Source organism: Flavobacterium sp. (genome assembly GCF_031422135.1).
Lineage (GTDB): Bacteria > Bacteroidota > Bacteroidia > Flavobacteriales > Flavobacteriaceae > Flavobacterium.
The window spans coordinates 17,480-42,153 of the sequence record NZ_JANOQD010000060.1 but is presented as its reverse complement, the minus strand read 5'-3'; the positions used below and the strand labels follow the sequence as shown (position 1 = coordinate 42,153).

At 33.2% G+C, this 24,674-nt stretch carries 20 protein-coding genes and 1 riboswitch; of the genes, 1 reads left to right on the top strand and 19 read right to left on the bottom strand.

The features are described 5' to 3' along the window. Positions 1-32: 32 nt before the first annotated feature. The 11 genes from RMO70_RS08235 to RMO70_RS08185 all read right to left on the bottom strand — a co-directional run bounded on the left by RMO70_RS08235 (position 33) and on the right by RMO70_RS08185 (position 11,839). Positions 33-359, bottom strand: a complete 327-nt coding sequence (locus tag RMO70_RS08235) for a nucleotide pyrophosphohydrolase (protein WP_310555950.1) — start codon at positions 357-359, stop codon at positions 33-35. A 2-nt stretch (positions 360-361) separates the two neighbouring features. Continuing rightward, entirely contained in the window at positions 362-2,389 is a 2,028-nt protein-coding gene (locus tag RMO70_RS08230; protein ID WP_310555949.1) for a DUF3857 and transglutaminase domain-containing protein, read from the bottom strand. Between the two features lie 14 nt (positions 2,390-2,403). After that, a complete protein-coding gene (locus tag RMO70_RS08225; protein ID WP_310555948.1) occupies positions 2,404-4,308 on the bottom strand; it encodes a DUF3857 domain-containing protein in 1,905 nt (634 codons plus the stop codon). 57 nt (positions 4,309-4,365) lie between these two features. Further along, positions 4,366-4,818, bottom strand: a complete 453-nt coding sequence (gene dtd, locus RMO70_RS08220; RefSeq protein WP_310555947.1) for a D-aminoacyl-tRNA deacylase — start codon at positions 4,816-4,818, stop codon at positions 4,366-4,368. Between the two features lie 2 nt (positions 4,819-4,820). Continuing rightward, positions 4,821-5,498 carry a DUF4276 family protein gene (locus tag RMO70_RS08215; RefSeq protein ID WP_310555946.1) on the bottom strand — a complete coding sequence of 226 codons (678 nt, stop codon included), beginning with the start codon at positions 5,496-5,498 and terminating at the stop codon, positions 4,821-4,823. Between the two features lie 5 nt (positions 5,499-5,503). Further along, on the bottom strand, positions 5,504-6,901 hold the full coding sequence (locus RMO70_RS08210) for an AAA family ATPase (RefSeq protein ID WP_310555945.1): 1,398 nt from the start codon (positions 6,899-6,901) through the stop codon (positions 5,504-5,506). Positions 6,902-6,963: 62 nt separating this feature from the next. Then, complete coding sequence (rsgA, locus tag RMO70_RS08205) at positions 6,964-7,944, bottom strand: ribosome small subunit-dependent GTPase A (protein WP_310555944.1); 981 nt, start codon at positions 7,942-7,944, stop codon at positions 6,964-6,966. A gap of 105 nt (positions 7,945-8,049) precedes the next feature. Then, positions 8,050-8,571, bottom strand: a complete 522-nt coding sequence (locus RMO70_RS08200; protein ID WP_310555943.1) for a hypothetical protein — start codon at positions 8,569-8,571, stop codon at positions 8,050-8,052. 50 nt (positions 8,572-8,621) lie between these two features. Then, positions 8,622-9,704, bottom strand: a complete 1,083-nt coding sequence (locus RMO70_RS08195; protein WP_310555942.1) for a bifunctional 3-deoxy-7-phosphoheptulonate synthase/chorismate mutase type II — start codon at positions 9,702-9,704, stop codon at positions 8,622-8,624. Positions 9,705-9,863: 159 nt separating this feature from the next. After that, on the bottom strand, positions 9,864-11,012 hold the full coding sequence (locus RMO70_RS08190; protein WP_310555941.1) for an aminotransferase class I/II-fold pyridoxal phosphate-dependent enzyme: 1,149 nt from the start codon (positions 11,010-11,012) through the stop codon (positions 9,864-9,866). Further along, positions 11,009-11,839, bottom strand: a complete 831-nt coding sequence (locus RMO70_RS08185; RefSeq protein ID WP_310555940.1) for a prephenate dehydratase — start codon at positions 11,837-11,839, stop codon at positions 11,009-11,011. Before RMO70_RS08185 ends, RMO70_RS08190 begins: the two co-directional genes overlap by 4 nt. A 262-nt stretch (positions 11,840-12,101) precedes the next feature. On the opposite strand from RMO70_RS08185, the gene gldA reads away from it, so the two are divergent. Beyond that, on the top strand, positions 12,102-13,001 hold the full coding sequence (gene gldA / locus RMO70_RS08180; RefSeq protein ID WP_310555939.1) for a gliding motility-associated ABC transporter ATP-binding subunit GldA: 900 nt from the start codon (positions 12,102-12,104) through the stop codon (positions 12,999-13,001). A 255-nt stretch (positions 13,002-13,256) separates the two neighbouring features. Here the strand turns inward: gldA and metF are convergent, their stop codons facing one another. From metF to RMO70_RS08140, 8 genes are all read right to left on the bottom strand, one after another. After that, positions 13,257-14,213, bottom strand: a complete 957-nt coding sequence (gene metF / locus RMO70_RS08175) for a methylenetetrahydrofolate reductase [NAD(P)H] (RefSeq protein WP_310555938.1) — start codon at positions 14,211-14,213, stop codon at positions 13,257-13,259. Between the two features lie 80 nt (positions 14,214-14,293). Then, a complete protein-coding gene (gene metH / locus RMO70_RS08170; RefSeq protein ID WP_310555937.1) occupies positions 14,294-17,005 on the bottom strand; it encodes a methionine synthase in 2,712 nt (903 codons plus the stop codon). Positions 17,006-17,122: 117 nt separating this feature from the next. Further along, complete coding sequence (locus RMO70_RS08165; RefSeq protein WP_310555936.1) at positions 17,123-18,109, bottom strand: homocysteine S-methyltransferase family protein; 987 nt, start codon at positions 18,107-18,109, stop codon at positions 17,123-17,125. 195 nt (positions 18,110-18,304) lie between these two features. After that, a riboswitch (SAM riboswitch) is annotated at positions 18,305-18,410 on the bottom strand. A 114-nt stretch (positions 18,411-18,524) separates the two neighbouring features. After that, the gene (locus tag RMO70_RS08160) at positions 18,525-19,625 is read right to left on the bottom strand and encodes an aspartate kinase (protein WP_310555935.1); all 1,101 of its coding nucleotides are present in this window, start codon (positions 19,623-19,625) and stop codon (positions 18,525-18,527) included. Then, a complete protein-coding gene (locus RMO70_RS08155) occupies positions 19,612-20,604 on the bottom strand; it encodes an alpha/beta fold hydrolase (protein ID WP_310555934.1) in 993 nt (330 codons plus the stop codon). The genes RMO70_RS08160 and RMO70_RS08155 overlap by 14 nt, the downstream gene beginning before the upstream one ends. Positions 20,605-20,686: 82 nt before the next feature. Further along, the gene (locus RMO70_RS08150; RefSeq protein WP_310555933.1) at positions 20,687-21,979 is read right to left on the bottom strand and encodes a PLP-dependent transferase; all 1,293 of its coding nucleotides are present in this window, start codon (positions 21,977-21,979) and stop codon (positions 20,687-20,689) included. Between the two features lie 495 nt (positions 21,980-22,474). Continuing rightward, the gene (locus RMO70_RS08145) at positions 22,475-23,926 is read right to left on the bottom strand and encodes a TSUP family transporter (RefSeq protein WP_310555932.1); all 1,452 of its coding nucleotides are present in this window, start codon (positions 23,924-23,926) and stop codon (positions 22,475-22,477) included. Then, positions 23,919-24,665, bottom strand: coding sequence for a DUF2490 domain-containing protein (locus tag RMO70_RS08140; RefSeq protein ID WP_310555931.1), 747 nt, complete (start codon positions 24,663-24,665; stop codon positions 23,919-23,921). The genes RMO70_RS08145 and RMO70_RS08140 overlap by 8 nt, the downstream gene beginning before the upstream one ends. Between the last annotated feature and the right edge of the window lie 9 nt (positions 24,666-24,674).

Sequence of the window (24,674 nt, the reverse complement as noted above, 5' to 3'; positions counted from 1 at the left end):
ATATCACGAAGTTTCACAAAGAAGACACAAAGTTATTTTAACTTATCGTTGTTTTTATGTCTGTCTTTATCTCTAGTAGATTTTAAATCCATTTTTTTATCGAAAGCTTCTTGCAAATTAATTCCAGTTTGATTTGCGAGACACAATACTACGAAAACCACATCAGCGAGTTCTTCCCCTAAATCTTTGTTTTTATCTGATTCTTTTTCAGATTGTTCTCCATAGCGACGAGCAATTATTCGGGCTACTTCGCCTACTTCTTCAGTAAGTTGCGCCATATTAGTCAGCTCGTTAAAGTAGCGAACACCGTGTGTTTTTATCCAGTTGTCGACTTGGAGTTGGGCATTTTGAATATCCATAATTATACTTTTTTAAGTACTATTTTCTCATTCTCTTTATCAATCCAATTTTGAAAAAATTCTTTAATTATCTCGTAATAATCCGTTTGAACTATAGGAGCATTAATATCCATAGTTATTCCTATTTGAACTTTATTACCTGAATTTTTTATAATGTATTTAAACGACCCTATGTTGTCTGCGACCACAACGTTAGAAGCAGCTGGTAGCGATTCAACTGCGTAGCCTTCTGGAATCTCAATACTAATATTAAATTTATTTTGAGTAGGAAAACCAAAATCAATAGGATATTCTCTTTTTTCTTGTTTGAATGGATTCTGAGTTGTCGTTAAGAAAAACAATGGCGATATGTATATTTTATCTCCTATTTTCTCAACACTTTTAGAATCTTTAAAGGAATAGGTTTCTACAACTGGATTGGACAAATCTAATTCGTTTTCTCGAACATAGTCTGTTATTTCTATGTTCCCATTTTTATGTTCTAATTTCTCTAAATAACTATCGTTGGTTAAACCTACATAATTTTGTCTGAATGACAATGCTAATTGATCTGAAAATTGCTGTCTTATTTTCCCTTCTACCATTCCTTCTTTAGTAACTACTACAGAAATATTTGTCGCTTCTTTTGATTGTGTTTTTGGCATAAGGTTTACTTCCGAAGAAGTGCCGTCTTTTCGTATTAGCCTTCCAAACCAATTCAAATCTCGAAGCGGCAAAACGTTAGGAAATGAATAGTGATCTGTGGCATCTAGTAATATTAAATCGTTTTCAATTTCTACAGCAGAAATTACATAATTGTAGGCTGTACGGTTTGGAAAAAAAGCAATTCCGTTTGAACGAGTACTTACTAAAACTGGATTAGCTTCGATTCCTGCGTATCGTAACATTGCTGTTAACATCAAATTAATTTCCGCTACATTACCTGTTTTGTTTTTGTAGGCTGTTTTTACACCGTCATTGCAAGAATAACCAGTAAAATCATTCCATTTTATCTTTGATTTTACAAAATTAAATATGGCATAAATTTTCTCGTTACGATCTGTTAAACTCGCAATTATCAATTTCAAATCTTCTTCGAAATAACCCGTTTTGTTTAGTTCTGGCCCAAAATCATCGTCCTCATAGATTTTTTTTGTAACTGTTTCCCAGTTGGTAGAATAATTTTTAATTGGACTTTCTGGGAACTTTGTACTTATTAATTCGTGAGAAACAGCGGATACATAATTGTCGATATTATTAACATAGGATTCCTCCTTCATTGCTGGCAAATTTTCGGCTAAATAGGTGGTTCGATATTCCGAAAGTTGCACAGTAACATACTCTACTGAGGATTTGACATGTGAATCATATAATCCAGAGCCACCACTTCGCTCTTTAAAGGAAAGCGAAATTGTTTTGCTTACGATATCGGATGTGATTTTAGGGAAAATAAAACCTTTTTGATTTGTATTGTAGGTAAAATATTCGGGAATGTTAGTCTTAAATTCAGAATAATTAACCGGAATACTGGATTGAAAACTCCAATCTTTCATTCTGCCATAATTAGGCGATTTAATCGTGTATTGAAATTCAATAACTGAACCTTCTTTTACATTGGGCATTGTGATTTTTTTTTGACCATAATACCTACTTAATTTTTCGTCAAATTCTCCTTCACTTTTTAATTTTGTTTTTACAATTTTACCATCAATTAAATTATAGGTGACTGCATCATTAAAGTTAACCGTCTCTTTACCGTCGCCTTCATTATAATATTTCACTTTATGATTTGCCCATTCATAACCTTCTTTTTTATAAATTTTGATACGCACTTTTACTTCAGTGACCATAGTAAACCAAGAGTCTTGAGAATACTCAAAACTAACTTTACCCTTTTCAAATAAAATGGCTGCAACTGCTGATGAATCTTTCGAATGTGCTTTTTCTTGAAGTTCTTCGATTGTCACTTTACCAAGTTCTAATTTTTGGGCATAGCTAATGGAACTTAAAAAAGTAAAAACCAAAGCGGTAAAAAGGGTACTGAATTTCATTTTTTATTATTTTTTTATTGTTTTTTTATTAATACTGTTTTTGCGTTATCGTTTCTAGAAATTTGCTCCATAAAAAGGCGATACTCTTCATATTCTTTATTCGTATAAAGTCCTTTTTTTAAGAGCATTGTTCTTTTATATACTAATTTATTGTTTCCTAAATTAACTATTTCCGTTTTATAATCGCCAAATTTAGAATTCAATTCAAAATTTGTTGGCAAAGCTTCAATAGTGAAATTTGAAGGCAAATTTATCTCAATTTCATCACTATCAAAATACCCTCTTTGTATCTCAAATGCATTTTTACGATTTCTAATTTTTCTAATTAATCTATTGTTTTTATTGAAAGCATTAACTACAAATAACATTCTGTTAGCAGTTGTACTGGCATAATTTACAGCAGAGATTTTATTGTTTTCTACAAACGAAATTTCATTTTTATCATTTAAAAATTGAGTAGCATTGATTTTTAAATTATTGATATAATCCCAGTATTCTTTATAGTGTTGCTCTTTTTCGAGAGGCGTCATTTTTTCGAGACCAAACTTACTGTTGTATTGAGTTCCTTGGGAAGTAATTGCAATTTGTCCAGAAAAATCTCCGGTTTCTGATATAGAATAACTTCCTTTGCTTGTCTGACAATTCTCTTTATCGGCATATATAGTAGTATGAACAATTTCTCCACCATCTGGTTTTATAATTAATACGTCTCTATCATCTGTAAATGTACCTTGATATCCGAAAGGATCTTCTTGGCTGGTGCATTCGAGCCAAATGAATTTTCCATCAACAGGTATTGATAATATCACGTGATTTCCTTGCATAGAAACAAAATCCGAATCAATACTTCGCTTGTTTCTATCACCATACAAAACCGTATAATAGGAGTTGACTCCTGCCTCGTTCAATAGTGCTTTGGTGTAATTAGTCAATGCTTTACAATCACCATAACCCAATCGATCAACATCTTTAGCTAACATTGGCTTCCAACCACCAATGCCTACTTGAACACTCACATATCGAGATTTTTGTTGTAAAAAATTATAGATTATTTTGGCTTTTTTAATAGTATCTTTTTCAACACCAATCAGTTCTTTAACTTTTGCTTTTGTTTGATCTGACAATTCGGTTGTTCCTTCTAAAATTTTATCTGAATACCACTGTCCAAATTCTTTCCAAGTTTTGGCATTTCCATCAACTCCTTCTAAATTAAAATTTTCTAAACCCATCATTAATCTAGGGAAAACAGCACTTAAATTGCTATAATCTTCTTCTTTTTGAGCAATTACATCATTTATCTCATAAGAAAGTCGTGTTGGAGTATCTGTAGTTTTTACAATTTTAAAATTTTTAAAATTCAGCTCTTTTTTTCTAAATCCTAAATTATCTGAAAATTTGACATTTAAAATGCTCTTCTCTAGACTTACATAATAATCAAATATTGGAATCCATTGTGGTATAAAAGCAGTATTTGAAGTTTCAACTTCGCTATCATAAACTATTGTAAAGGGATATTCTGTTGGAGTATAATCTAAATATAAAACTCTGCTGTCAGAAAATAAGGTTCCTCCGTCAACAGCACTATGATCTTTAAAATCTTTTCTCTTTATTTTTTTTATTTCTGAACCAAAACTATTATAAACTGTAGCTTCAATTTTGGTTACTGAATGTTGTTTGTCATAATTTTCATAGGCTTCAATAGCACCGAGCCCTTTTTCGTTGAGAACAGAAATAATTCTTTTGTTTTTAACAATCATACTCCGTTGAGACTGTATATCGATATCAATTTGATTTAATCGAATAATAGCATTTGCATTTTGTTTTAAACTGTCTGGAATTTTGGAAACTAAATAATCACTTTTTTGGGCGAAAAATGATATGGATGTAACCAATAAAATTAAGGTAAATTTCAATTTCATTAATATGTAGGTATTGATTTTGGGGTGTAAAAGCTACAAAAATAAGTAAATTATTGTCTATTCTTTATTTTTACTGTCAATAATTATCGTTACTGGTCCGTCATTTACTAGCGAAACTTTCATGTCAGCACCAAAAACACCATTTTGTAATTTCTTTCCTAATTCTATTTCCAGTTGTTTTATAAAAATTTCATACAAAGGAATGGCAATTTCAGGTTTTGATGCTTTAATATAAGAAGGACGATTGCCTTTTTTTGTAGAAGCATATAAGGTAAATTGAGAAACGACAATAATATCTCCATTTATATCTTTTACAGAACGATTCATTACCTGATTTTCATCGCCAAAAATGCGAAGATTTATTATTTTTGAAATCAACCAAATGATATCTTCTTGATTATCTTCATCTTCAATTCCAACTAAAATCAATAGCCCATTTTGGATTTGAGCTACAATTTTAGAATCGATTTCTACGGAAGATGATAAAACTCTTTGGATGACTACTTTCAAACCTACTTATGGTAAAAATTTAATTGTTTTAGCTTTTCTATTAATGAATTTTTAAATTTTAAATAAGATGGCAATTTTTCTAATTCTGACAATTCAATTTTTTGACCCATAATTTGGTATAAATCAGAAATATTTAAGCCTTTATTCCTTTTTCGCTTTGTTTCGTCTTCTTTAGATAAACGAATTATTTCTTCAATTATATTTTTAGGATTTTTTAATCTTTCAGGATTTAAATGAATTCCTAATTCTGTATCGGTTTTATCAATACCAATTTCACTTTTTAAAAGCTCTCTGTCTGCAATCATCCAAGCTTCTGTCATATGAATTGGAACAATAGCAATCATTTCTTTACAATAAGAACTGCCATCTTGATCTGAAAGTCTTTTTTGGGCAGGAATAATTTTTGATGCAAAAATTAATTCATCATTTGTTTCATCTGAATCTGTGTGAACAAATAGTAATAAGATACTAAATTTTTCAAAAGCAGATTTTGAGGCCTCTAATACTTGATCGCTAAAACTTAAATCTTTTTTATCAATCTTAATTATTTCTAGGTCTACATCTATATCTCCAGTGCAATCGAAAGCAACTTCTTCTAAAGTTCTTTTCACAACACTTTCCAAAAATCTATTATCTGTAGTTCCTTCGGTAAACAACCCAGTTAAAATAAAATTACTCATAAATATTAAATAACGTTATCTTCAAATTCAGCTGTTTGCAAATAATCATTTACAATGGCTAAGGTTAATTTTCTGTCTTGTTCAGAAAAAACCAAATGAAGTTGTTGCAAACTATTATCTTTTATCACTCTACTTATTTTGGTCGTATTAATTTTTAATCTAGTATTGCTTATTTCTGTAATTGTATTTCTCATTTGAGCATACCAGATACTTACATTCGTGTCGTTTTGCCACTTCATCATATTACCAACCAAAACAGGCGAATGAGTGTTTACAATCACTTGACGTAAAGGAGTTTCTGCTTCATTAAAATCGACACTCAAATCTTTTAACAATTCCGTCATTGCTTTAATTCTAAATGGATGAATACCATTTTCTGGTTCTTCAAAACAAAGTAAACCTGTATGTTTATCATCAAATTCTAAAATGCACAACGCCAAAATCCTTAATGTTCCTTCAGATAAAACTCTTGATGAAAATTCTTTTTTCTCAACATCTTTTAGTTTTATTAAATATTGTTTATTTTCTTTATCATCTATAACATCAACCTCAGTGAAGTTTGGTAAAAATTTATTAAGTTTTCTTGAAATTTCTTTTAAAGCATAGTTGTCTTCTTGTTTAATACGATACAAAGCAGCAGCTAAATTTCTTCCGCTTGTAGAAATTGTATCTTCCCCATTATTTTTACTAGTTGCTTGACGTAAATCTTCAGGATTTAATTGAAGAAATTTCCAGCTTTTCATTTCTTCTTTTGCGGCTAAAACGTGTGGAAAATCTACCGTATCAAAACTACTTAAAACTGTTCTTGTTGCATTACTTAAAGGAAATCTTCTTTTATTACCAGTCGTTCCGTCTTGTGAAACTAAAACTGTAGGTAAATTATTCTCTATTTCAGTTTGAATGTATGGAATTCCTCTTTTTCCTGTAACTACTTTAGGCCTCCAATACTCCAATGTCTTTTTTGATATTAAATTAATCCATTTGTCTTCCTGATGATTTAATTTAATTAGATTTTCCTTAGAAACTAATAAATCTTCTATTCCTGATGAATTTGTTATTCTCTTAATTGATAATTCATACCTTAATCGAGTATATTTTAATTTACCTTCATTACCCCAAGCGTCTTTTATATTTTTGTTTACTAACATTTCAACAACAAATTCCATTTCTGAAGCAAATTTATCATCTCCATATTGTGTAAATAATTCGATAAACTCTCCTCTTTGTTCATTAAAAGCTCTTTTAAGATTGTCAGATTCAGCAAGCCTAGACAATAATGTTAGTGCATCAAATAAATTACTTTTCCCAGAAGCATTTGCACCAGCAATTACTGTAAATGGAGTAAATTCCATTTCAAAATTATAGAAAGATTTGAATCCATTTATTTTTAGATAGGTAATCATATTGTGAAATTATTTATTCAAAAATAGTACAATTAATTTGCAATTAGTTGTTTCACGCTCCATTATTTATTCCTCGTTTCATCACTCGCAATTCTGTCATCATTATAAATATCCGTTCTGTAAGTTTCGTCATCTCCTTCTAAAATTTTCAAATAACTATTGTATCGTGAATAGGAAATTTCATCTTTTTCTAAAGCGTCTTTAACAGCACATTTTGGTTCGTCTTTGTGCAAGCAATTATTGAATTTGCATTGGTCTTTGAGCTTGAAAAATTCTGGAAAATAACCTGAAATTTCTTCTTTTTCCATATCGACAATTCCGAAACCTTTGATTCCTGGCGTATCGATAATTTGAGCTCCAAAACTCAAATCGTACATTTCGGCAAAAGTGGTGGTATGTTGTCCTTGCTTACTTTGTTCAGAAATGGTTTTGGTTTTAAGATGTAAACTGGGTTCCATAGCGTTTACCAATGTTGATTTTCCAACACCAGAATGTCCAGAAAACATAGTTACTTTGTCTTTCATTATGTCTTTTAATTCCTCGATTCCTTTTCCTTCGGTCGATGAAACTCGCAAACATTTGTATCCTATTGTTTGATAGATGTATTGCATAAATAATTGTTCGTCGAGCATAGCTTCATCATACGTGTCTATTTTATTAAACACTAAAATGGTTTCTATTCCATACGCTTCGGCAGTAACCAAAAAACGGTCTATAAAATTGGTCGTTGTTGGTGGATTATTTATCGTAATTAAAAGAAAAACGTAATCAAGATTGGAGGCAATAATGTGCATTTGATGCGACAAATTGACTGATTTTCTAACAATATAATTTTTCCGTTCGTGAATATTATTAATGACTCCAGTTACAGTATCCGAATTTTCGTCTAAATCATAATCGACAATATCGCCCACAGCAATTGGATTGGTGCTTTTAATGCCTTTCATACGGAATTTCCCTTTTATGCGACATTCCATAAAATCGCCTTGTTCGGATTTTACGGTGTACCAACTTCCTGTAGATTTATAAACGAGTCCTGTCATATGGCAAATTTACACTATTTGAATAAAGAATTTAGATTTTATTATTCAAAAAAAAAGACTGTTTATTTTCATAAACAGTCTTACAATTTAATTTATTAAAACTTCTTAATATTTATAAGAAACTCCTTTTTTTATTGCTTGAGAACCTCCAATTGCATTAGAATTTGCTCCAACGGTTGTTTTATCAGATGTTAATAATATAAATGGACAACCAAGTGCCGCTGCTGCCATTTTTAACTTCTTTTCTGCCTTCTTGTCGCCAGTATTACCAGTTTGAAAGTTAACCAAACCTGTTTTACCTCTTACTTCTTCACCTTTTTTTAATCCAGCTATGTATCCTTTGTCTTCTAAAATCACAACTTTTTCCCAGTCCTCTTCAGTTGTTACAACAATTTTTTCAGTAACTTCCTCAACACGACCACTTTTTCCATAAACAATTTTTTCAATTGCATATTTTCCAATTGTATTTTCAGCATCTTCACCATCATACTTGAAAACAACGGTGTATTCTTCCAATTTTATAACTTTTCCAGCTACTTTTTCTCCACTGTGTTTGAAGATTTGATCTACTTGAGCATTTGCCATTGTTGCAGTAAATGCGAGCACTAAAAATAATAATTTTTTCATTTTGGGGTTTTTAAAACTTATGCAATGTTACGAAAAAAATAAACTAAATCTTACTTGTTAATAATTTTTTCTTGATGACTTATACTTTCTTGATGCACAGCTTTAAATAATTTTAAAATAAATTCTTCACTCAATCCTTTTTGTTCACCATCGAGTATCATTTTTCCTAAAATTTCGTTCCACCGTTTGTTTTGCAAAACTGCAACATTGTTGGCTTTTTTGAGTGCTCCTATTTGTTCTGACACTTTCATTCTCCCACCAAGAAGTTCTAACAATTTAGCATCATAAATATCAATATTGGCGCGAAGTTTTATCATTTCGGTATTATACCCATCCTCTTCTACTGTCATTTTTTTGACTTTCAAGTCTTCAAAAATTTGTTTCAAAACCGTTGGAGTTACTTGTTGTGCAGCATCGCTCCAAGCATTGTCTGGATCGGTATGGGTTTCGATAATTAATCCGTCATAATTCAAATCCAAGGCTTGTTGCGATACTTCTTGAATCATATCTCGTCGCCCTGTAATATGCGAAGGATCGATTATTAAAGGTAAATCCGGGAATTTACTTTGCAGTTCGATGGCAATTTGCCATTCGGGAATGTTTCTATATTTTGTCTTTTCGTAGGTCGAAAATCCACGATGAATCACGCCTAATTTTTTGATTCCTGCATTGTACAATCGTTCTACACCACCTATCCAAAGTGCCAAATCCGGGTTTACAGGATTTTTTACCAATACAATTTTGTCTGTATTTTGCAAAGCATCGGCAATTTCTTGCACCGCAAATGGATTTACTGTTGTTCGGGCGCCAATCCACAATATATCAATATCGTGTTCGAGCGCTAGTTTTACATGTGCCGCATTGGCCACTTCGGTTGCCATCAACAATCCTGTTTCGGCTTTGGCTTTTTGCAACCATTTCAGACCAATGGCACCAACCCCTTCAAATCCGCCTGGTCGTGTGCGGGGTTTCCATATTCCTGCTCTAAAAATAGATACATCCGAATTTTTCAATTCGTGTGCTATTTTTAACACTTGTTCTTCGGTTTCGGCACTGCAAGGTCCTGCTATAACTAATGGATGTGAGAGTTTAAAATCCTCTAGCCACGTTTTCATTGTTTTACTATTTTCCATATTTTTTTGAAATTGATTATTCGATTATTCGATTATTCGATTGTTTGATTGTTTGATTATTTGATTATTTGAAACTTTGAAACTTTGTCCCGATAGCTATCCGGAATTGAAACCCTAAAACTTTGAAACTCTAAAACTTTGAAACTTTAATTGAATTTGCTATTGAAATCGTTTTAATACTTCTTTTATTTTTTCTTCGTCAATACACAATGAAAACCTTATATATCCTTCTCCATTGCTTCCAAAAATAGTTCCTGGCGTGATAAACAAATCTTTTTCGTATAATAATTGGTTTACATACCCTTCGGCACCTGTTATTCCTGATGGTAATTTTGCCCAAACAAACAAGCCTACACTGTTTTTATCGTAAGAACATTTTAATTTTTCTGCCAATTGAAAAACCAAATCTCTTCGTTTTTTATAAATCGCATTTTGTTCCAAAAACCACGATTTGTCAAGTTTTAATGCTTCGATTGCACCTTTTTGAATGCCATAAAACATTCCAGAATCCATATTGCTTTTTACTTTGAGAATGGCATCAATATATTTTGAATTTCCTAAAACCATTCCCACACGCCAACCCGACATATTGTAGGTTTTGGATAACGAATTGAGTTCCAAAGCAACTTCTTTGGCACCATCAACTTGCAAAATAGAAATCGGATTGTCATTTAAAACAAAACTATACGGATTGTCGTTTACCAATAATATTTGATGTTTTTTAGCGAAAGCGACTAATTTTTCAAACAAATCTATGCTTCCAGAAGCACCTGTTGGCATATTTGGATAATTAACCCACATTAATTTCACTTTAGACAAATCTTGTTTTTCTAAAGCTTCAAAATTAGGCTCCCAATTGTTTTCTGCTTTTAAATCGTAAAAAATAGGGTTTGCTCCAACTAAATTCGTAACCGAAGTATACGTTGGATACCCTGGATTTGGAATCAAAACTCCATCTCCTTCATTCAAAAAAGCCAATGAAATATGCATAATTCCTTCTTTGGAACCCATCAATGGTAGCACTTCAGAATTGAAATCTAAAGAAATTTCAAAATGAGTTTCATAAAAATTTGCCATTGTTTTTCGCAATTCTGGCAAGCCTTGATAACTTTGGTATTGATGCGCTCCAGCATCATTCATTGCATTTTGAATGGCTTGAACTACTAATTTTGACGGCTTTAAATCTGGACTTCCTATTCCCATATTAATAATGGGTTTTCCTTGCGCCATCAACTCGCGAACTTCACGTAACTTTGACGAAAAGTAGTATTCTTCAACCGTATTTAATCTATTGGCAGTTGTTATCATTGGATTCCTTTTTTGTATTCGCCCAAAATTTTGAAATGTGTAGTCATTAATTCTAGTATTTTCTTTGCTTTTTCGTAATGTTTGTATTTCTCAAAAACAACATCGACAAAAAACGAATATTGAAATGGTGTTTCTATAATAGGCATTGATTGTATTTTGGTTAAATTCAACTTGCAATTGTTCATTACATTCAAAACCGTGGCCAAACTTCCCGCTGTATCATCTAATTCAAATTTTACTGAAGCCTTATTAATCTCTTCTTTCGGCAATTCTTTATTTTGTGTTTTTACAATTACAAAACGTGTTTTATTACTTTTTACCGTATGAATTCCAGCTGCGAGAATATCCAAATCGTATAATTTTGCCGCTGTTGGACTAGCGACTGCGCCAATTCCCAGCAAGTTCTCCTCGTGAATTCGTCTCGCTGTTTCTGCCGTGTCACCACTTTCGACTAGTTTTATGTGCGGATATTGATTAAAAAAAACAGCACATTGCAACAATGCTATTGGGTGCGAATGTACTTCTTTGATGTCTTCGATTTTTTGCCCTTTCAAAACCATCAAATTCATATCGATATCCAAATAGTGTTCGCCAATAATATGCAAATTGTTATTGTCTATCAAAGCATAATTGGGAATTATCGAACCCGCAATCGAGTTTTCCAAAGCCATTACTGCCTTTTCCGATTTATTTTCTTTAATGCTTTGCACTAGTTTTTCAAACGACATACACTCGTCGAGCAAAAGTTCCGATTGAAAGAATTCTTGTGCCACTTGATGGTGAAACGAACCTTTGATTCCTTGAATAGCAATTTTTTTTGTTTCCATAATAGCAAAAAAAAAATCCCGATTTACATCAGGATTTTTATATATGTTTTTGAATTAATAATTAATCAGATAACAATACAACAATCCTTCTCTATTTTCCAATAGAAATTAAATGAGTTGCTATAATAAAAACTGTTGTGTAACATTTTTTGATTTGTTATTCGGCTAAAGTATATAAAAATGCTTTTGCTTTGACAAAAGTTTTAAAATATTTTGAAAATTTAACTTTACAATTATCTACTTTTGCTACAAATCGAGAATTATGTCTATTGAAGTTACAAATATTTCTAAAAATTACGGAACGCAAAAAGCGTTAGACAACATTTCTTTTTCTGTAAAAAAAGGAGAAATAGTTGGTTTTTTGGGTCCAAATGGCGCCGGAAAATCTACTTTGATGAAAATTTTGACTACTTATATTTCTGCCGATGCAGGAATTGCTACTGTAAATGGGTTTGATGTCAATAAAAATCAATTGGATGTTCAAAAATCGGTTGGATATTTGCCAGAGCACAATCCGTTGTATTTGGATTTGTATGTGAGAGAATATCTGGCTTTTAATGCCGATGTTTATAAAGTAACGAAATCTCGTATTGACGAAGTGATTACTTTGACGGGTTTAACGCCTGAAAGTCATAAAAAAATTGGGCAGTTGTCTAAAGGTTATCGGCAGCGTGTTGGTTTGGCAACAGCACTTTTGCACAATCCTGATGTATTGATTCTAGATGAACCGACAACCGGTTTAGACCCAAACCAACTGGTTGAAATTCGGGATTTGATAAAAAATATTGGCAAAGACAAAACCGTTTTCCTTTCGACTCATATTATGCAGGAAGTGGAAGCCATTTGCGATAGAGTAATTATTATCAATAACGGGAAAATTGTTACCGACAAAAAACTAGATAATTTGATTTCTGCCGATGCAACACAGATTATCGAAGTGGAGTTTGACAAAACGGTTGAAGATATTCTGATTGCAACCATTCCTTATATTGTTTCTTATAAAAACACAAATGGTTCTTTTTGGGAATTGACTTTTTTTTCTGAAAAAGACATGCGTTCGGTGGTTTTTGATTTTGCTCAAGCCAATGGTTTACGAGCTTTACAATTGAACTTGAAGAACAAAAACTTGGAAAGTATTTTTAGGGAAATGACGAAAAATTAGTTTCAGTGGTTAGATGGCGTTAATCAGTTGGCGGTTGGCAAAGCTAGCCTAGATAGCAGTGGAAAGCCTGGAGCAAAAAAAGTAAAGTTTCTTGTTCTCAAAAAGCGACCAAAGGAAGCTCTTTTTGGAACTTTAGAAACTTTACTTTTTTGTGAGGACTTGTAACGAATTGCTTCACCAGTTCGGCTAAAGCCTCGTATGCTGGAAATAGCTTCAGATTTCTCCTTTCGTCTAAATGACAATTTTGTGCATAATCTAAAAAATTGCTTTGGCAATCTCTTTAATATTTTCGGCTTTTCCCATTGAGTAATAATGCATTACTGGAAAACCAGCTGCAAGAATTTCTTTGCTTTGCTGAATACACCAGTCGATTCCTATTTGTTTTACGGCATCATTATCGGTTGCTTTTACCACTGCCATTATCAAATCGTCGGGTAAATCGACCTTGAAGCGATGTGGAATTAAGTTTAACTGATTTTTGGTTGCGATGGGTTTTAAACCAGGAATTATTGGAACGGTTATTCCCGCAACACGACATTTATCGACAAATTCAAAGAATTTTTTGTTGTCAAAAAACATTTGTGTGACAATGTATTCGGCTCCATTTTTGATTTTTTGTTTCAAGAAATGAATGTCAGAATCCAAACTTGGTGCTTCCATATGTTTTTCGGGATAACCCGCAATTCCGATACAAAAATCTGTGGAAGACGAATTTTGTAAGTCTTCGTCAAGATAAATTCCGTTGTTTAGATTTGTAATTTGCGTGACAAGCTCCGATGCATATTGATTTCCTGATTTTTCAGGTTTGAAATAGGTTTCGTTTTTCAAAGCATCGCCTCGCAAAGCAACCACATTGTCGATGTCTAGAAAATCTAAATCTATCAATAAATTTTCGGTATCTTCTTTGGTAAATCCACCACAGAGAATATGTGGAATGGCATCTACGTGGTATTTGTTTTGAATTGCAGCACAAATTCCGACAGTTCCTGGTCGTTTTTTGACGATTTTTTTTTCTAATAATCCGCTTGGTAATTCTTTGTATTCATATTCTTCACGATGATAGGTTACATCAATAAATGGCGGATTGAACTCCATTAACGGATCGATACTATCAAAAATAGATTGGATGTTTTGTCCTTTTAACGGTGGAAGAATTTCGAAGGAGAAAAGTGCTTTTCCTTGTGCGTTTTGTATGTGTTCTGTTACTTTCATTATTTTTTTATCTTAATGTCTTAATGTCTTAGTGTCGAAAGTCTTGATAGACTTTATGACTTTTGACATTAAGACTAAAATTAATCTGCTATATTCGGTGCTAACCATTTCAATGCCATTTCGGTTGAAATTCCTCGACGTTTTGCATAATCAATTACTTGATCTTGTTTTATTTTTCCGAGTCCGAAGTATTTGCTTTCTGGATTGGCAAAATAATATCCTGAAACCGATGATGCTGGCCACATTGCCATAGATTCTGTGAGCCTTACTCCTATTTCTTGTTCAACGTTCAATAATTTAAAGATTGTTGGTTTTTCCAAATGATCGGGACACGCTGGATATCCTGGCGCTGGACGAATGCCATTGTATTCTTCGGCAATTAAATCTTGGTTGGATAAATTTTCGTTGGAGGCATAACCCCAGATTTCTTTTCTAATTTTTAAATGTAAATATTCGGCAAAAGCCTCTGCAAAACGATCTCCTAAAGCTTTTATTAAAATAGAATTATAATCGTCTAGATTTTTTTCGAATTCCAATGCTTTTTCATCTACTCCAAAACCTGTGGTTACACAAAAACAACCTATGTAGTCTTGAATTCCTGACTCTTTTGGTGCTATAAAATCCGACAGGGCAATGTTTGGAACACCGGTTGTTTTTTGAGATTGTTGTCTTAAAGTTAAAAAGGTTTTGAGTTTTGGGTTGCGGGTTGTGGGTTGGGCTTCGACAAACTCAGCCTGACAAAGAATTTCAATATCGTCCTCATTGATTGTATTTGCTGGAAAAATCCCGTAAATTCCTTTGGCGGTTAGCCATTTTTCTTCTAATAATTGTTGTAGCATTTTTTGGGCATCTTCAAATACTGAAGTTGCTTGTTCGCCCACAATTACATCAGTTAGAATAGCTGGATATTTTCCGAATAATTCCCATGATTGAAAAAACGGTGTCCAATCGATAAAATCTACTAAATCTTTTAAATCAACTTCAATACTTTTTGTGCCAATAAAATTTGGTTTTACGGGTTTGTAATTATCCCAATCGAGTTTTAGTTTATTCTTTCGTGCATCTTCAATAGATAAGAAGTTTTTATCTCGACTTCGGCTCAAATAGCCTTCTCGAAGTTTGTCGTATTCTTCTCGAATATTTTTCTTGTATTCTCGTTGTGTGTCTTTTTGCATTAAGCTACTCGCTGCTGCAACAGCTTTTGAGGCATCGGTAGTGTGAACCACTGTTCCTTTAAATTCTGGTGCAATTTTCACAGCAGTGTGTGCTCGAGAAGTTGTTGCGCCACCAACCATCAGCGGAATTTTGAAATTTTGCTTTTCCATTTCTTTAGCTAAATATACCATTTCGTCTAATGATGGCGTGATTAATCCGCTTAAAGCGATAATATCAACATTGTGTTTGATGGCTTCGGCGATGATTTTTTCGGGCGGCACCATTACGCCTAAATCTATCATTTCAAAATTGTTGCAACTCATTACAACGGATACAATATTTTTTCCTATATCGTGTACATCGCCTTTTACAGTGGCGATTAATATTTTTCCTGCTGACGACGAAGTCGTCGAATCTTTTTCTTCTTCGATGAATGGCAGAAGTTTTGCTACTGCTTTTTTCATTACTCTAGCAGATTTGACAACTTGTGGCAAAAACATTTTTCCTGAACCAAACAAATCGCCAACAACTGACATTCCAGCCATCAAGTGTACTTCAATAACATCGATTGCTTTTTCGGAATGTATCCGTGCATCTTCGACATCGTGTTCTATAAATTCATCAATTCCTTTGACTAAAGAATGAATTAATCGTTCTTGGAAAGTTCCTGAACGCCACTCTTGTATTTGTTTTTCATTGACTTTGAAATCGCCTTTGAAACTTTCGGCTAAATCGAGTAATCTTTCAGTAGCGTCTTCTCTCCTATTTAATAAAACATCTTCGACGTGTTCTAGCAATGTTTTGTCAATTTCGTCATAAATTTCAAGCATTTCTGGGTTTACAATTCCCATTGTCATTCCGTTTTGAATGGCGTGATACAAAAATGCTGAATGCATTGCTTCACGCACTTTGTCGTTTCCACGAAAGGAAAATGACACATTGCTAACGCCGCCAGAAACATTTGCATATGGAAGATTTTCACGAATCCATTTGGTTGCTCGAAAGAAATCGAGTGCATTTAGTTTATGTTCATCCATTCCAGTTGCAACTGGAAAAATATTGGGATCGAAAATAATATCTTGTGCTGGAAAACTAACTTTATCAACCAAAATATCATAAGATCGTTTGCAAATTTCTATTCTTCTTTCGTAATTATCGGCTTGACCGTTTTCGTCAAAAGCCATAACGATTACTGCTGCTCCGTAACGTTTGACTAATTTGGCGTGGTGAATAAATACTTCTTCTCCCTCTTTTAATGAAATAGAATTTACTACCGATTTTCCTTGCACCACTTTCAATCCTGCTTCGATAATTTCCCATTTGGAACTGTCAATCATTATGGGAACACGAGAAATATCGGGTTCGGAAGCAATTAAATTTAGAAAAGTTGTCATTGCGAGAACGCCATCGAGCATTCCTTCATCCATATTGATGTCGATGATTTGTGCGCCACCATCAACTTGGTCACGAGCAACAGAAAGTGCTTCTTCGTAACGTTCTTCTTTTATTAAACGAAGAAATTTTCGAGAACCTGTAACATTGGTACGTTCGCCTACATTTACGAAAATAGACGCTTCATTAATACAAAGTGGTTCTAAACCTGAAAGTTGTAAATTTATTTTGTTTGTTCTTGACATATTTAATTTCTAATCCTGTATGGTTTTTTTTAACCTTGTAGGTCTTTTGTATTTATCCAAAATTTAATTTCTAAAATTTATACCTACAAGGTTAAAAAAACCTTGCTGGAATAACTGCTAGACCATTTCTAATTTTCTAGTTTTAAATTCAGAAGCAACTTCGGATATTAATCTAATGTGTTCAGGTGTTGTACCACAACAACCTCCAATTATATTAACTAGATTGTCTTGTAAATATTCTTTTATTAATACTTGCATTTCTTGAGGTGTTTGATCGTATTGCCCGAAAGCATTGGGGAGACCTGCATTTGGATGTGCTGAAATATTGAGTGAAGTATTCCTTGATAAACGCTTTAAATATGGTTTGAGTTGGTCGGCTCCCAAAGCGCAATTGAAACCGATGCTTAACAACTCTATATGTGAGATGGATATTAAAAAAGCTTCTACGGTTTGTCCTGATAATGTTCTGCCAGAGGCGTCAGTAATTGTTCCTGAAACCATTATGGGAATGTCAATATTGCGTTCTTCTTTGACTTCTTCGATGGCAAAAAGTGCGGCTTTGGCGTTGAGTGTATCAAAAATGGTTTCTACTAGTAAAACATCTACTCCGCCATCGATAAGTGCTTCTGTTTGTTGCTTGTAGGCAAGGCGAAGTTCGTCGAAGGTTACGGCACGGAATCCCGGATTGTTTACCTCTGGACTCATTGAGGCTGTTCGGTTCGTTGGACCAATGGCTCCTGCTACGAAACGTGGTTTGTCAGTAAACTCGTTGGCTACTTCTCTTGCAATTTTGGCGGATTGGTAGTTGAGTTCATAGACAAAATCTTGGAGATGATAGTCTGCCATTCCAATAGTGGTGCTGGAAAAGGTATTGGTTTCGGCAATGTCTGCTCCTGCGGCGAAATATTGACGATGGACTTCTTTGACGGCTTCGGGCTGGGTTATGGACAATAGGTCATTGTTTCCTTTTAATGGATGCTGGAAATCTTTGAATTGTGTTCCTCGAAAATCTTCTTCAGAGAAATTGTGGCGTTGCAGCATTGTTCCCATTGCACCATCGAGCACGAGGATTCTTGATTTTATTTCTTCAGTTATTTTTGACATAAATATTATTTTCACAAAGGTTCTCAAAGTAAACAAAGAGATCATAAAGGTTTACTAAAATGTTTCTAAAATAGCCCTGATGGAAGTGGAAATCCTTTTGTTTTTTTCTTTAAAAAACAAAAGATTGCAACGTACAGCAGGAAATAGCTCCTAAAAATATATTAAATGTTATGTGAAAGTATGAGAGAATTCTCGTGGTTATCTGTACAAGCCGAAGCTAGTTAGAATGTAGCACCTTCTTTTTGGCAAAGGGTTGCTAAGCTCTCGACGGGTCTATTCCCTCCAGCTTTCGTGATAACAATCAGTATGTTTATGAACAGTACAAAGTAAGGGAATCGATTTTGAATTTGCAAATGTATTGTGGAAAATAAAAATTAAATTCTTAACAGGGATTTGAGACTTTTAATACATTTAATTATGAGAATTCGGGTTGTTTGATTTTTATGTGTTCGGATATTTTGAGGATATCTGTGAGAACTCCTCTAGCTGTGACTTGTTTTCCAGCTCCAGCGCCTTGAATGACTATTGGTATTTCGCCATAGGTTTGGGTAAAAATTTCGATGAGATTATCCGATCCTTTGAGTTGTCCGAGTGGTGAATTTTGGGGTTCGGAAATGAGTTTTACTTGGAATTTTTTGGCTTCTAGATCTATTTCGCCTATGTAACGTAGCACGTGTGTGCCTAATTGTGTGATTTTGGCTATCTCGAATGGCTTATCCAATAGTTTTTTATTGTTTTGATATTCTTTTTTGGTGTTTTCTTCGTTGAGATTAGGCAATAATAGGGATTCTATTTGTATGTCTGAAAATTCTATTTCTTGTTCTATTTCTCTGGCTAGGATAAGTAATTTTCTAGCAACATCTTTCCCTGAAAGATCTTGTCGAGAGTCAGGTTCTGTTAATCCTAGGTTTTCGGCATCGATTAGTATGTTTGAAAAGGCTGTTTGTTCGGTTGAAAATCGATTGAAAATATAGCTTAATGTTCCTGAAAAAACGCCTCTTATTTTCGTGATTTTATCGCCTGAAAAATGCAAATCGTTGATTGTTTTGATGACTGGTAAAGCAGCACCAACATTGGTTTCATAGAGAAATTTTTTATTGTGCTTTTTGAGATTTAGTCTTATTTCTTTGTAAAAATCTTGGTGTAGTGTATTGGCTATTTTGTTTGCTGCTACAATATGAAAATCTGCTTGTATGAGTTGTATGTAATTTTTAACAAATTCTTGACTTGCTGTGGCATCAACCACTATTATATTGTCTAAATTATTGTTTTTTATATAATCGATAACTTGGGTGATTTGGTATGGAATGGCGTGTTTATCAAAATTATTTTGCCAATTGATTTGGATGTTTTCTTTGTTAAAAAAAGCCAATTTAGAATTTAATATAATAGGAAAATTCAAAACTACTTTTCTTTTGTCTTTGAAAAAGTCATAGCTTTCAACAACTTGATTTATTAAAGTGCTTCCCACATTTCCTATTCCGAAAAGGACAATATTTATTTTAGTTTTTGACATAATTTTGCTGTTTTATTTTATTAAAAATTGGATTTAAAATATGTGATAATTGATCGAATTCTATCAAAAAAGCGTCGTGTCCGTGAATGGATTTTATTTCGTGATAAAATATGTTTTGTTTTATTTTTTTTAATTGATGATACGTTTCGAGATTTTGATCAGGCGTGAAAAACAAATCAGAATCGACCGAAACAAGATGAATATTGCCTTGAACTTGATTGGATATAACCAAAAATGAATCTCTATTTCTAACGATATCATTTGTTTTTAGGAGATGATTCATTAGTTTGTAAGCCGATAATTGGAATCGATTTTTGAGTTTTTCACCGTGATTTTTGAGCCAATTTTCAATTTCGAAATTTTGATTTGGATTTTGTTTTCTTTGAAACCGTTGGTTTATAGATTGTGGTGTTCGATACAAAAGCATAGCATGAATGCGAGCATCTTCGATCGGGTTTTTGGAGTTATTGAGAATGTTATCTTGTATTAAAACATTGGCAATCATCCAATCGGTTGCTTTATAATCGGATGCAATTGGAATTACGTTTTGGATTTTTTTGGGATGTAAAACTGCCATTTCCCAAGCTATAGCACCACCAAGACTTCCGCCAATTGTTGCGAAAAGGGAGTTTATTTTTAATTCTTTTAATCCTAACCAAAATATTGTGGCAATGTCACGGATGGTAAAATCTTTGTAATTTTCAATTAGATTTTCTTCGTTTCCATCGAAGCCATTTCCAGGAATATTGAAAGCAATAATGGTAAAAAAATTAGTGTCAATAATTTTGTTTTCACCTATTAGCTCGTTCCACCAACCCTTTTCTCCAGTTACATTAGAGTTTCCTGTGAGGGCGTGATTGACTAGTACTACAGGCGAATTACCGATAGGCTGTCCGAAGGTTTGATAGAAAAGTGGGATGTTGTCTAAAGCATTTCCTTTTTCTAAAATCCAATTTCCTATGTTGATTTGTTTAAGCATTATTTTATTTTTAGTGGCACAAGGAAAACAACGTTTTTTTTTGCCACAGATTTGAGAAATCCGTGGCTAAAAAACAAAAAAATTAGGCAAATTTTTCTATAGGAAGCTTCTCAAAAACTGCTTGTAAATCGGCTTTTAAGTCTTCAATATCTTCTAAACCGACTGAAAGACGAATTAAATCTTTGGAAACACCAGTTGCCAATTGTTCCACATCTGATAATTGCTGATGAGTGGTACTCGCAGGATGAATAATCAGTGATTTTGTATCTCCAATATTGGCTAAAAGTGAGAACAGTTGCGTTCCATCAGCCACTTTTTTGGCAGCCTCAAATCCACCTTTGAGTCCAAAAGTTACGATGCCACTTTTCCCTTCAGGCAAATATTTATCGGCTAAAACTTTATATTTTGAAGTTTCTAAACCAGGATAATTTACCCAAGCTACTTCACTTTGCGTTTGCAGCCATTTAGCAAGAGCCAATGCGTTTTCGCTGTGCTTTTTGATTCTAATTTCTAATGTTTCCAATCCTTGAATGGTCTGAAAAGCATTAAACGGACTTAAAGCTGCTCCATAATCACGTAATCCTTCAATACGAACTTTGGCAATAAAGGAAGCTGCTCCCAAAACTTCGTAATATTTCAAACCGTGGTAACCCGCTGATGGTTCAGTGAATTCAGGAAATTTTCCGTTGCTCCAATCAAAATTTCCAGCATCGATTATTGCGCCGCCAAGCGATGTTCCGTTTCCGGTGATATATTTGGTAAGGGAGTGAATAACAATGTTTGCGCCATGTTCGATAGGATTTAATAAATAAGGTGTTGCCACCGTATTATCGACAATAAAAGGTACTTTAAACGCTTTGGCTTCTTTTGAAATGGCTTTTAAATCCAATACATCGAGTTTTGGGTTTCCTAAACTTTCGGCAAAAAAGGCTCTCGTATTCTCTTGAGCTGCTTTGGTAAAATTTTCAGGATTTGATGGATCTACAAACGTTGTTGTGATACCTAATCTTGGCAATGTTACATTCAGTAAATTATATGTTCCGCCATACAAACTACTAGAAGCGACTATGTGATCTCCTGCTTTTAGTAAAACTAACAACGAAGTTGCAATAGCTGCAGTTCCAGAAGCGGTAACTACTGCGCCAATTCCTCCTTCGAGTTTTGCCAACCGTTGTTCGAGAATGTCGTTTGTAGGGTTGTTTAATCGAGTGTAGATGAATCCAGCTTCAGCAAGCCCAAATAAATTGGCGGCGTGATCCGAATTGTTAAATACATACGATGTGGTTTGATAAATTGGGACAGCTCTTGTTCCTGCATTTTTAGTAACGTCGTGTCCTGCGTGCAATGCATTTGTTGCGAATTTTTGTGTGCTCATTTTTTTTAATTTTAGATGTTAGACTTAAGATATTAGAATTGTTTATTAAATAAAAAAGCCCTTTTTAGAATTTCCAAAAGGGCTTATAGTTTGACTACAATAGAGATTAACTCTTTCACTTTTGGGAATAGGCTGATGGTGCACAACATTTGCACATCATATAACATACCATCATTTTTACTATTGAATTATTCATTTTAGTTATTTTTTAAATAAAAGAACCTCTGCGATTTGCAGAGGTTCTAATTGTTATATTTTTGATTTAAAATTATACAATAGCGTTCTCTGCGGAAATTTTCCACATCATACAACACATATTGCAAATATTAAAACTCATTTTATTATTATTTTGAATTACAAATATAGATTATTTTTCTAAATTAAAAAAATTATTAGATTATTTTTCTAAATTATATTATAAAAATTTATTTATTTAGAAAATACATCTAAATAATATCAATTTTAAAGAAAACTTATTATTTAAAAAAAGTTTTTCTAGAAAATTTTCAATAATACTCTAACACTAAAAACAATTACCAATAAAGCTACGAGTAATAAAGCCGTTTTTTGAGGAAGCCTTCCTGCTAATTTTGCTGCCAATGGCGCAGCTGTTGCGCCACCAATAATGAGTCCTAATACGACATACCAATGACTTACGCCTAACCAAGCAAAGAAAGTAATTGCTGCTGCAAGAGTAACAAAAAATTCAGCCAAACTTACAGTTCCTATAACATAATTGGATTTTCTTCCTTTGGCTAACAACGTCGAAGTTACAATAGGACCCCAGCCACCACCGCCAAATGCATCTAGAAAACCACCTGAAAAACCGAGAAAACCAGTATTTCTCATTTTCTTTTTCTCATTAATCTTTCTAAAAGCCAAAATAATTAATCTGATTCCAATAATCATCGTATAAATTGACAAAACCGTGTAAGCTATAGTAACATATTTATTACCTAAATAAATAAGTAACATCGCGCCACTAACAGCTCCAAACACCCCTGGAACGGCAAGCCATAGCAACAATTTCTTGTTTACATTCCCAAATTTATAATGCGAATAACCACTAACGCCACTTGAAAACATCTCAGCAGTATGTATACTGCCGCTGATGGCTGGCAAATTAATTCCAAGTAACATCATACTGGTAGCACAAGTAACTCCGTAACCTAATCCTACAGCACCATCAACCAATTGCGCTAAAAAACCGATTAGTAACATCCCATAAAATTTATTAGGAATATGACGCAATCCATACTTTACATCTGTAATTGAAACAATGCTTGACAAACCGTAGCCTATAAATAACATAGAGAAAGAAATGGCTAAGGTAAAGGCCAGTTGTTTGTATTTTCTAGGCTCTTTTTGCTTTTTATTTTTTTGAAATCCTTCAGTGATTTTATTTAAATCAGACAATTTTTCCTGAAAATCTCCTTTGTGATTTCTTCTGAATTGGTTTAAAACATCCAGACTCTCTTCTATATTATCTGGAATAACCTCGGTGAAATATTCACGCATTCTTCTGGCTAAAACCGGTGATTTTCCATTGGTAGAAATAGCAATTTTTAAACTTCCCTTAGTAATAATAGACCCCAAATAAAAATCACATAAAGCCGGTTGGTCAGCTGCATTGACTTTGATTCCTTTGGATTTGGCTAATTCTCTTACTGCCAAATTAATTTCGGGTTTATCGGTAGTAATAATTACAAAATCCTTGCTTTCTAGGTCGGTTTCCTCAAAAGGACGTTCGAAAAAAGAAATATTCTCATGTTGACTTATTATTTCAGTCAATTTTGGATGAAAATAAGTCGCCACTATCGTGATCCTAATATCAGGGTTTTGTTTTAATAAAGTTTCTGCTTTTTCTAAACCAATATTACCACCGCCCACAATTAAAAAATGGGCAGTTTCTGTTTTTAGAAAAACGGGGAATAAAGTATTACTCATATTTTTTGTTGTTTAATGATAGACTATGAAAAAGTGATAGTCTAAAAATATTTCGGTTGTAAAAATCTACCCCAGTTGTTTGTTGTTGGAACCAATTCATATAACCCATTTCAACTGCCAATTTTGAATTGATAACATAATTCATTCCTGCATAAATTCGATTTTGATCGAATGTGTTTTTAACAATTTTATTACCTATGTTAACCATCAATTCATCTTTTAAAACTAAAATGATTTTGTTTTGATTTTCTTTTTTAATTAATGGAACATCAAGCACAAACTGGTATCTAAATCTAAAATTAGAAAACGTATATGCGTCAACCAATTCATTATTTTTCACTTGATGAAAAAATCGGGCTTCTAATTTGTACCGATGCGAAATTGACATACGTTTAAATTCTTGTTTATTATTGAAACCAATATCTGGTCGCAACTCTGGCACCATTAAATCGCTTCTCGAAAAAGGATCATTAGGGCTTTGTAAAAAAAGTGTCATCCCGATTGATAATTTCAAATTATCAACTAACTTCTTTTCTAGATTAGATCTAAAAACCAATTGGTGTTGTTTGATTGGATTGACAAAATGCCTTTCTTGTATTTCACTTTTCAAACTCCAATTTTCGTTTATGGAAAGTGAGTTATAATAACCATACCATACTAACTCTTGATTTATAAGGTTTTTTTGCGCCAAAGAATTAAAGCAAGAAAAACAAAGAAAAAGAACGATTGATTTTTTCATTCAATAGAT

What these genes read in the sequence shown, in the direction of transcription:
- metF (WP_310555938.1), bottom strand. Translation starts at nt 14,213, where the DNA reads ATGAAAGTAACAGAACACATACAAAACGCACAAGGAAAAGCACTTTTC.
- RMO70_RS08185 (WP_310555940.1), bottom strand. Translation starts at nt 11,839, where the DNA reads ATGGAAACAAAAAAAATTGCTATTCAAGGAATCAAAGGTTCGTTTCAC.
- RMO70_RS08230 (WP_310555949.1), bottom strand. Translation starts at nt 2,389, where the DNA reads ATGAAATTCAGTACCCTTTTTACCGCTTTGGTTTTTACTTTTTTAAGT.
- metH (WP_310555937.1), bottom strand. Translation starts at nt 17,005, where the DNA reads ATGTCAAGAACAAACAAAATAAATTTACAACTTTCAGGTTTAGAACCA.
- RMO70_RS08155 (WP_310555934.1), bottom strand. Translation starts at nt 20,604, where the DNA reads ATGCTTAAACAAATCAACATAGGAAATTGGATTTTAGAAAAAGGAAAT.
- RMO70_RS08225 (WP_310555948.1), bottom strand. Translation starts at nt 4,308, where the DNA reads ATGAAATTGAAATTTACCTTAATTTTATTGGTTACATCCATATCATTT.
- RMO70_RS08165 (WP_310555936.1), bottom strand. Translation starts at nt 18,109, where the DNA reads ATGTCAAAAATAACTGAAGAAATAAAATCAAGAATCCTCGTGCTCGAT.
- RMO70_RS08210 (WP_310555945.1), bottom strand. Translation starts at nt 6,901, where the DNA reads ATGATTACCTATCTAAAAATAAATGGATTCAAATCTTTCTATAATTTT.
- RMO70_RS08145 (WP_310555932.1), bottom strand. Translation starts at nt 23,926, where the DNA reads ATGAGTAATACTTTATTCCCCGTTTTTCTAAAAACAGAAACTGCCCAT.
- RMO70_RS08140 (WP_310555931.1), bottom strand. Translation starts at nt 24,665, where the DNA reads ATGAAAAAATCAATCGTTCTTTTTCTTTGTTTTTCTTGCTTTAATTCT.
- RMO70_RS08190 (WP_310555941.1), bottom strand. Translation starts at nt 11,012, where the DNA reads ATGATAACAACTGCCAATAGATTAAATACGGTTGAAGAATACTACTTT.
- gldA (WP_310555939.1), top strand. Translation starts at nt 12,102, where the DNA reads ATGTCTATTGAAGTTACAAATATTTCTAAAAATTACGGAACGCAAAAA.
- RMO70_RS08215 (WP_310555946.1), bottom strand. Translation starts at nt 5,498, where the DNA reads ATGAGTAATTTTATTTTAACTGGGTTGTTTACCGAAGGAACTACAGAT.
- RMO70_RS08160 (WP_310555935.1), bottom strand. Translation starts at nt 19,625, where the DNA reads ATGTCAAAAACTAAAATAAATATTGTCCTTTTCGGAATAGGAAATGTG.
- RMO70_RS08150 (WP_310555933.1), bottom strand. Translation starts at nt 21,979, where the DNA reads ATGAGCACACAAAAATTCGCAACAAATGCATTGCACGCAGGACACGAC.
- rsgA (WP_310555944.1), bottom strand. Translation starts at nt 7,944, where the DNA reads ATGACAGGACTCGTTTATAAATCTACAGGAAGTTGGTACACCGTAAAA.
- RMO70_RS08235 (WP_310555950.1), bottom strand. Translation starts at nt 359, where the DNA reads ATGGATATTCAAAATGCCCAACTCCAAGTCGACAACTGGATAAAAACA.
- RMO70_RS08195 (WP_310555942.1), bottom strand. Translation starts at nt 9,704, where the DNA reads ATGGAAAATAGTAAAACAATGAAAACGTGGCTAGAGGATTTTAAACTC.
- RMO70_RS08200 (WP_310555943.1), bottom strand. Translation starts at nt 8,571, where the DNA reads ATGAAAAAATTATTATTTTTAGTGCTCGCATTTACTGCAACAATGGCA.